The 7,662-nt window shown below is 69.3% G+C and carries 5 protein-coding genes and 1 CRISPR repeat array (1 of these 6 cut by a window edge); all 5 genes read left to right on the top strand.

Going from position 1 to position 7,662, the window contains the following annotated elements; translation table 11 throughout:
• Positions 1-322 precede the first annotated feature (322 nt).
• The 5 genes from fxlM to IF22_RS0111460 all read left to right on the top strand — a co-directional run bounded on the left by fxlM (position 323) and on the right by IF22_RS0111460 (position 6,473).
• Positions 323-1,576, top strand: coding sequence for a methyltransferase, FxLD system (gene fxlM / locus IF22_RS0111480; protein ID WP_030331070.1), 1,254 nt, complete (start codon positions 323-325; stop codon positions 1,574-1,576).
• The gene (locus IF22_RS34335) at positions 1,576-1,740 is read left to right on the top strand and encodes an FxLD family lanthipeptide (RefSeq protein ID WP_081883794.1); all 165 of its coding nucleotides are present in this window, start codon (positions 1,576-1,578) and stop codon (positions 1,738-1,740) included. The genes fxlM and IF22_RS34335 overlap by 1 nt, the downstream gene beginning before the upstream one ends.
• Positions 1,741-1,830: 90 nt before the next feature.
• Positions 1,831-4,605: a lantibiotic dehydratase gene (locus IF22_RS0111470; protein ID WP_030331067.1), complete on the top strand. Its 2,775-nt coding sequence runs from the start codon at positions 1,831-1,833 to the stop codon at positions 4,603-4,605.
• Positions 4,602-5,678, top strand: coding sequence for a lanthionine synthetase C family protein (locus IF22_RS0111465; protein ID WP_030331065.1), 1,077 nt, complete (start codon positions 4,602-4,604; stop codon positions 5,676-5,678). Before IF22_RS0111470 ends, IF22_RS0111465 begins: the two co-directional genes overlap by 4 nt.
• A gap of 27 nt (positions 5,679-5,705) precedes the next feature.
• Positions 5,706-6,473, top strand: a complete 768-nt coding sequence (locus IF22_RS0111460) for a thiopeptide-type bacteriocin biosynthesis protein (protein WP_030331063.1) — start codon at positions 5,706-5,708, stop codon at positions 6,471-6,473.
• 1,007 nt (positions 6,474-7,480) lie between these two features.
• Positions 7,481-7,662: direct repeats of the CRISPR family, unit length 28 nt; unit sequence GGATCACCCCCGCGTGCGCGGGGAGCAG; it runs 1,208 nt beyond the window's last position.

The raw sequence follows: 7,662 nt of genomic DNA, 5'->3' as shown, positions 1-7,662 counted from the left end.
CCCCCGCGCAGTCCCTTGGCCCGGTGAGGCGCCCTGAAGAGCGGCAGGAGCACCTCTTGTGCCCCGAAGCGCGTTACGTCGGACCGAAGGTCGGCACACAAGGTCGGACCCTAAGTAGGCATTCCCGGCCGCTGCAAGGTGCGAGAGTCTGACCACACGGAGTTATGGCATCGGATCAGTGAGCGCTGGGTCTTCCGCAGACGCGCACCTACCGGCCATCAGTTGGAAGCGCGACCGGCTCGGGTGCTCCCGGAGCGGGTGGTCGGTGGATGCATTGAGCCGCCGTGAGCCGCAGCGGCTCGAACTTTCGGAGGTGACGTTTATGAGCGTCGAGATGATCAACAGCGAGAGTCTGCGGCGAGCGATGGTCGATCAATTGGTTGCTGATCATGCCGACAAGGGCCTGACGTTGCGGCCGGAGGTGGAGGTGGCGATGCGGACGGTACCTCGTGAGCTGTTCACGCCGGGTCTTCCCCCGGAGGAGGCGTACGAGAACAGGGCGATCATCACGAAGCGGCGCGGTGAGGAGAACATCAGCTCGGTCTCGGCGCCGTTCCTCATCGCGGAGATGCTCGGTCAGGCCGCCGATGCGCTGGGCGGTCTGAAGGGCCGTCACGTGCTGGAGGTCGGCAGCGGCGGTTACAACGCCTCGCTGCTGCGGGAGCTCGTCGGCGCGGTCGGTTCCGTGACCACCGTAGACATCGACCCGGACGTGACAGATCGGGCAGTCGAGTGCCTCAAGGCAGCGGGCTACGACGACGTCAAGGTCGTGTGCGCGGACGCCGAGCACCCTGTGGACTCCGGCCGCCGGTACGACCTGATCATCGTCACCGCTGGAGCGTGGGACATCCCGCCGGCGTGGCGCGAGCAGCTCACCGACGACGGTGTCCTGGTCGTGCCACTGCGTACGTTCGGGATGACTCGATCGTGGGCGCTGCGCCGTGCCGGTGGCGGCCTGGTCAGCGTGAGCGAGCGACAGTGCGGGTTCGTGCCAGTACAGGGCGACGGCGCGTACGACGTGCAGTACGTCGATGTGGCCGACGGGGTCCACTTGCGCCTCGATGAGGGCCAGCGGCTCGACTCTCCGGGCCTCGACGGTCTGCTCGAGACGCCACGGCAGGAGGCTTGGGCCGGGCTGAGCCTGCCGCCGCCCACCGTGCTTGCGGACCTGGATCTGTGGCTCGCTAGCCGCACCGCCGACGTGGGACAGCAGTTCGTGGTGCTGACCGCTCAAGATGCGGCCATCTCATCCGGTGTCGTCGCGCCGTCCTGGCGGTTCGGGACCCCGGCCGTACTGCACGAGGGCACGCTCGCCTACCGGTCGGAGCTGCGGTGGACCGGCGATGCGTTCGATCTGGGCGCGTACGCCCACGGCCCGGCGACCTCCGCGGCGGCTGAGGCGGCCCAACGAATGGTCGAGCACATGCGGGCCTGGGTGAACGCCGGCTGTCCCGCGCCGGTGTTGCACGTCCTGCCTGCACAGACCCCCGACGGCGACTTGCCTGCCGGGACGGCCGTGGACAAGCGGCACAGCCGTCTCGTCCTGGCCTTCACCACTGAGGGAAGGGAGTCCTGATGGAGGTCGACGAGTACGAGGTGAGCCCGGACTACGTGGAGGGCGAGCTCAATCTCCGGCTGGTCGATGCCGGCCCGGCGTTGAGCGCGTACGCCACCGCCACCGACGACGGCTGCGGCTCGGGCAACACCGGCTCGAACGCCTGCTCCGGCGGCGGCAAGTAGCAGTCACGGCACCTGGCGGGGCCCGGCCCTGAACGGGCCGGGCCCCGCCCTCGATCCTTCCCTTGCCCCGCCGGTTTCAAGGAGCGCGAGGTGTTTCAGGCGACTGGTGCAGCCCTGATCAGGGCAGCTTCCTACCCCTCAGATCTGACGGTGCCGAGGTGGCCCGACCTGGCCGCGGAGCAGCCGGATCAATGGCAGGAGTGGTTGCAACAGGTATGGGCACTACCAGCGTTTGTTGCGGCTGTCACCCACGCGGCACCGCAGCTCGCCGAGCAGATCGCCCGTGTGCTCAGCGGCGAAGTCGTGACCGGGGCGCGGCTGCGCCGGACGGTCGAGGCGACAGTTCGATACCTGTTGAGGTGGACGACGCGGGCGACCCCGTTCGGCCGGTTCGCGGGAGTCGCTCCCGTGCAGTTCGGTTCCCGCGCCCAGGTGCGCTGGGGTGAGGCGCACTGCGAGGTCAAGAACCCCGATGGCCAGTTCATCGCCGAGCACACAGCCCAGGCCGAACGGGATCTGCACGTGCTCCGCTCGCTGAAGGTCGTCACGAACCCGATTGGATATCGACGCGGCGGGGCGTGGGTGGTGCCCTGCGGCCACGTCGACGATGACCGGATCTACGACGTCGAAGTCGACCTCACCGGTCCGATACGACGGGCGACGCAACTCGCCCGCACACCGATCCCGTTCGCCGACCTGACCGTTCAGATGGTCGACCGGACGGCCCCGGAGCTGCCCGACGGAACTGCCGGCGCCGAGCGACTGCTGGCCGCGCTCGTCACCGCCGGTGTCCTGGTATCCGAGATCCGGCCACCGGTGACGACGACCGACCCCGTCACTCACCTCAGCCAACACATCGACCTGCCCGACCCCGGCGACCGCGTCCAGGTCGACCTGCGCATCGACTGCTCCGTGACGCTGCCGCCGGCCGTGATCCGCGAGGCGTGCGAGGCCGCCACGGTACTCGTCAATGTGGCGCCGCGCCTACCGGGCTGGGCCGCTTATCACTCCGCGTTCATCGAGCGGTGGGGCCCGGGCGCAGCCGTACCGCTGCACGACGTTCTGCGTGTCCTGGGCTTTCCCGCCGGCTACCGGGGGTCGCTGCGCCTCGACCCGGCGACCCTGACCGCCCGCGACATCCTCCTCGCGGAGCTCGCCCAGCAGGCGGCACTGCAGGGTTGCGCCGAAGTGGTGCTCGACGCCGGACTTGTCGACCGATTGCGCGGCGACGACGATCGGCCTCCGGTCCCACATACCGAACTCCAGTTCGCCCTCGCCGCGGAGGCGCTTCGGGACCTCGACCGAGGCGACTTCCTGCTGACGGTCGTGAGCGGTGCCCGCCATGCCGGCACCGCGGCGGCCCGGTTTCTGCACCTGCTCAACCCGGCCGAACTCGCGCTGTTCGCCGATGTCTACGCCTACCTGCCGACAGCGCTGCCCGGCGCGGATGCGGTACAGATCTCCGGTCCTCCACTGGGCAGCCGGCTCGCCGCACTCGCCCGCGCCCCCGAGCTGCTGCCTGTGCTGCCTGTCGGCGACTTTCACCCCGATCCGAGGTGGACTCTCGCGGACCTGTGCGTCACGGGTGACGGTCACCGGCTGTGGCTGGTGTCCCGCACCACCGGACGGCCCGTTGAACCAATGCTGTTTAACTCCCTACTACTACCGGCCCTCCAACAGCCGATCATCCGGTTCCTGACGGAGATCCCCATCGCATGGACGGCCCCGTGTGTTCCGTTCGACTGGGGCAGGTGCTGGAACCTGCCGTTCCTGCCACGCGTGCGGAAGGGCCGGTCGATCCTGCATCCGGCCCGCTGGGTCGTTACCGCGGCAGCACTACCCGGGCGGGTTGAGCCGTGGCAGCAGTGGCGATCCGCCTGGCAACGGCACCGAGAACAGCAACGGCTACCCGCAGACGTACTCATTGGCAACGACGACGCACGGCTACGCCTCGACCTGGACGATCCTGCGCACGTCGCGCTGCTCCGCCGCCACCTCGACCGGCACAAAACCGCGACACTCACCGAGGCCCCCGGACCGGCTGGCTGGATCAACGGGCGGCCCGCCGAACTCCTGCTCACACTCACCCGCACCCCGCCACTGCACGACCCACCTCCGCGACCAGCGCGGCCTACCAGCACCGTGCAGCACCGCCCGGGTCAATCACCATGGCTGGACGTACGCGTTACCGGCCGAATCGAGCACATCCTCGCCGACCTGTCGAACCATCCCAACCCGCTACCGGCCGGCTGGTGGTTCCTGCGCTACCCCGACCCGGAACCGCACCTGCGGCTACGCATCCCCCTGAGCGACGCCGACCAGTTCGCCACCGTTACCCGCGGCGTTGCCGTCTGGGCCGAGCGGCTGGACGGACAAGGCTTGCTGGCCGACTACGGCCTGGCCACCTACCGGCCCGAAACCCGCCACGGCACCGGACCCACCCTCGCCGCAGCCGAAGCCGTGTTCGCCGCCGACTCCCGCGCCGTCCTCGCGAACCTGACCGGCGACCGGCCGGCCAGCACCGCCGCCCACATGATCACCATTGCCCACGGCTTCACCGGCGACGGCCCACGCTGGATTGCCCAACACGTCCCGCACCGCAGCGGCCCACGCCTAGACCCCAACCAGCTCCACCACGCCCGCCAACTCCACGGAGACGATGACCTGACGAAGGCGCTCACCATGGCGCTGGCCGCATACCGGGCACTCGTCGACCGAGACGGCCTCGACCCGGACCAGGTGCTGGCCGACCTGCTTCACCTGCACCACGCCCGTATGATCGGCGTCGACCTTACCTCCGAGAGGCACTGTCTCCGCCTCGCCCGCGCCGTCACCCACACCACCCTCATCCGCGGCCGATCATGACGTCCGGACAGTCACTCGCCGACGGGGCAGTTGGCATCGCTCTGTGGCACCTCGAGACCGGCAGGTGGGAGGCGGCATACGCCGCGCTCGAGGCGGCCTGCGCTGGCGGTGTCAGCGCCACCGACAACGCCAGCCTCTACTACGGCGTACCCGCGCTCGCCTTTGTCCTCGCCGCTTCCCACCGGCCCGCGCTCGCCCGCGCCCAAGCCGTCGCGGCCGCCGGGACCGCCGCGGTGACCCGCCGACGACTGCACGCCGCCCACCGCCGCATCGACCAACGTCAACAACCGCCGTACGCCGAATTCGACCTCATCCGCGGCCTGACCGGCCTCGGTGTCGCCCTGCGTCGCATCGGGCACCTCGACCTCCTGCGCGAGGTACTGACCTACCTTGTACGACTTACCGAACCCATCGGCGCGCTCCCCGGGTGGTGGTGCCCACACGGCCCCAACCACGGCGAAGCGGCACCGGCCGGAGGCCACAGCAACCACGGCATCGCCCATGGCATCACCGGCCCACTCGCACTCCTGGCTCTCACCCTCCGCGACGGCACCACCGTCGACGGACACACCCAGGCAATCGGCCGCATCTGCCACTGGCTCGACACCTGGCAACGCCACACCAACGCCGGACCGTGGTGGCCGCAAACCCTCACGCTCGACGACCTCCGCCGCGGCGACCCGAGCCAGCGCAGACCACTCCGACCATCCTGGTGCTACGGCACCCCCGGCATCGCCCGCGCCCAGCAACTCACCGCGCTCGCCCTCGGCGACACCACACGTCAACACCTCGCTGAGGGCGCACTCATCGCCTGCCTGAACGACCCGACCCAGATCGGTCAACTCACCGAGCGCAGCCTGTGCCACGGAACCGCCGGGCTCCTCGCGACCACCCGTCGCGTCGCCGCCGACGCAGTGACACCCATACCCCTCGCGCCACTGCAGCGTCTCCACCGGCAGGCACCGAACGCGGCCGACGGACCCGCGGGCTTCCTCGACGGGGCGTCCGGCGCCGCCTTGGCCGCGACCGGGGTCACGAGGACCTCATGGGATGCCTGCCTGCTCCTCTGCTAACCCGCCTACACGAATCGGACGGCACTCGTGGAACAGACCTCCTGGAAGCAGGTGAACATCGCCTTCCTCAGCCCAGACCCGAGAGAACGGGAGAGGCAAGCCGTCGAACACCTCACCCGCGTGCTACCGGTTGCCGAGGCCGAAGGCCTCATCACCTTGTGGTGGTTCATTCGCAAAGGCCCGTGGCGGATCCGCTACCTTCCCGCCACGTCCATGAGCGATCCGGCGCACCTACCGCTCACCGACAGCGTCACCTGGACCACCGACATCTACGAACCAGAGATCCACGCCTTCGGTGGCTCCGCCAGCATGAACGCCGCCCACGCCCTGTTCCACCGCGACAGCCGCCACCTCCTGGACTACCTCAGCGACAACGCAGACGACCGGCGGGAACACGCACTCATCCTCTGTACTGCGCTCATGCGCGCCGCTGGCCTCGACATATACGAGCAAGGCGACGTATGGGCCAAGATCGCCGATCAGCGGGGTGCATTGGCCAGCCCAGGACGCACCCAGGGCTTGCGGACGGCAGTTGATCTGACCGCCGACGTACGCCGCCTCTTACTCGGCTCACCTCGCATAGGCGGCGTCACCAGCGCTTGGCTGAGCGCCTTCGAAGACGCCGGGAAGGCGCTGCGCACCCTCCGTGAGTTGGGCAAGCTCACCCAAGGAATCCGCGGCATCATCGCGATGCACATCATCTTCCACATGAACCGAATCGGAATCCGCGCGAACACCCAAGCCACCCTCGCCCGCGCCGCGAGAGAGGCGATCTTCGACGACGTACGCACCTGACGCAGGAGGGACTGCAGCCGCAGACTCTGTTCGCCTCGCTTCTAGATCGTTTGGCGACAACCCCTGCGGCCTGGCTGCGTCACCATCCAACCAGACCGTAGTGAGCGCATCCTTCACCCAGTCCGTGACGCGCAGTGCTGGACCTGGCCTTATCGACGGAGGTCAGGCGTCACCGATGCCCACACCGGTAGTAGCGCGCACACCTTCACCGGGGCACTGTCCGTGGCACACGGCAGCACGATGAAAGAGGTTGCCCTAATCAGGACCACGAGGCGTTCGTGCCATGGGTCGGCCGCCGCGAGGGCCGCGGCTACGGCGCCTCCGGCGGGGGCGCTCCGGCTCCAGGATGGCCGAAGGTCGTCCGCGGCCGCCGGCTCCGTGGGTGGCTGCGGTGACGACATCCTGTCTGCCATCGACCCGGGCAAGCCGAGCAGACCACCGCCCGGCCCGCCAGCGTACGAACGGGGCGTCGAGGTTCGAGGGCCGTGGCGGGCCGGGCGGTGGCCTGCTCCCCGATGGGCGGGTCGATGGCAGACAGGATGCTCAGTGTTTCTGCGTTGGCATGCGCCAAGTGGATGCGTCGAGCGACCTCCCTCAATCAGCGGTGTCAACGCGAACGAAGGATCGAATGGGAAGGGCCCGCTGACATGTGGAAGGCGAGCATCTCGGAGCCACGGCGGCCGGTAGACGACATTTCCGAACTACACGGTGGCGGACCGCATGTGCAGGGAGCCGTACCCGAGACCACGAAGTCAACCCCGTGGCGGGATCACCCCCACACGCGTGGGGAGCAGTGCTGATACGCCTTGTCGGCGAACGTGCCGTGCGGATCATCCCCGCGTGCGCGGGGAGCAGGCAAGCACTTCGACTGGTGGCGTGGCCAGGCGGGACCACCCCCGCGTACGCGGGGAGCAGGCGTCGGTACTCGCGCAACGCGTCGAGGGCGTGGGATCACCCCGCGTGCGCGGGGAGCATGACATCGGCTTCACGCCGGGTGGTGGGGTCCGGGGATCACCCCCGCGTGCGCCGGGAGAGCAGTGCGGCCCGACCAGGCCCGACGCGCTGGTGAACGGATCACCCCCGCGTGCGCGGGGAGCAGGCGGCCATCAGGACCTCCCACGCCACGGGGTCCGGATCACCCCCGCGTGCGCGGGGAGCAGGGTTCCCTGCGGGGCTACGAGCAGCCGGC

It is taken from the genome of Micromonospora parva, assembly GCF_000718515.1.
Classification (GTDB): Bacteria; Actinomycetota; Actinomycetes; order Mycobacteriales; family Micromonosporaceae; genus Micromonospora; species Micromonospora parva.
The sequence above is the reverse complement of the archived record's forward strand: the minus strand, read 5'-3'. Positions and strand labels throughout refer to the sequence as shown.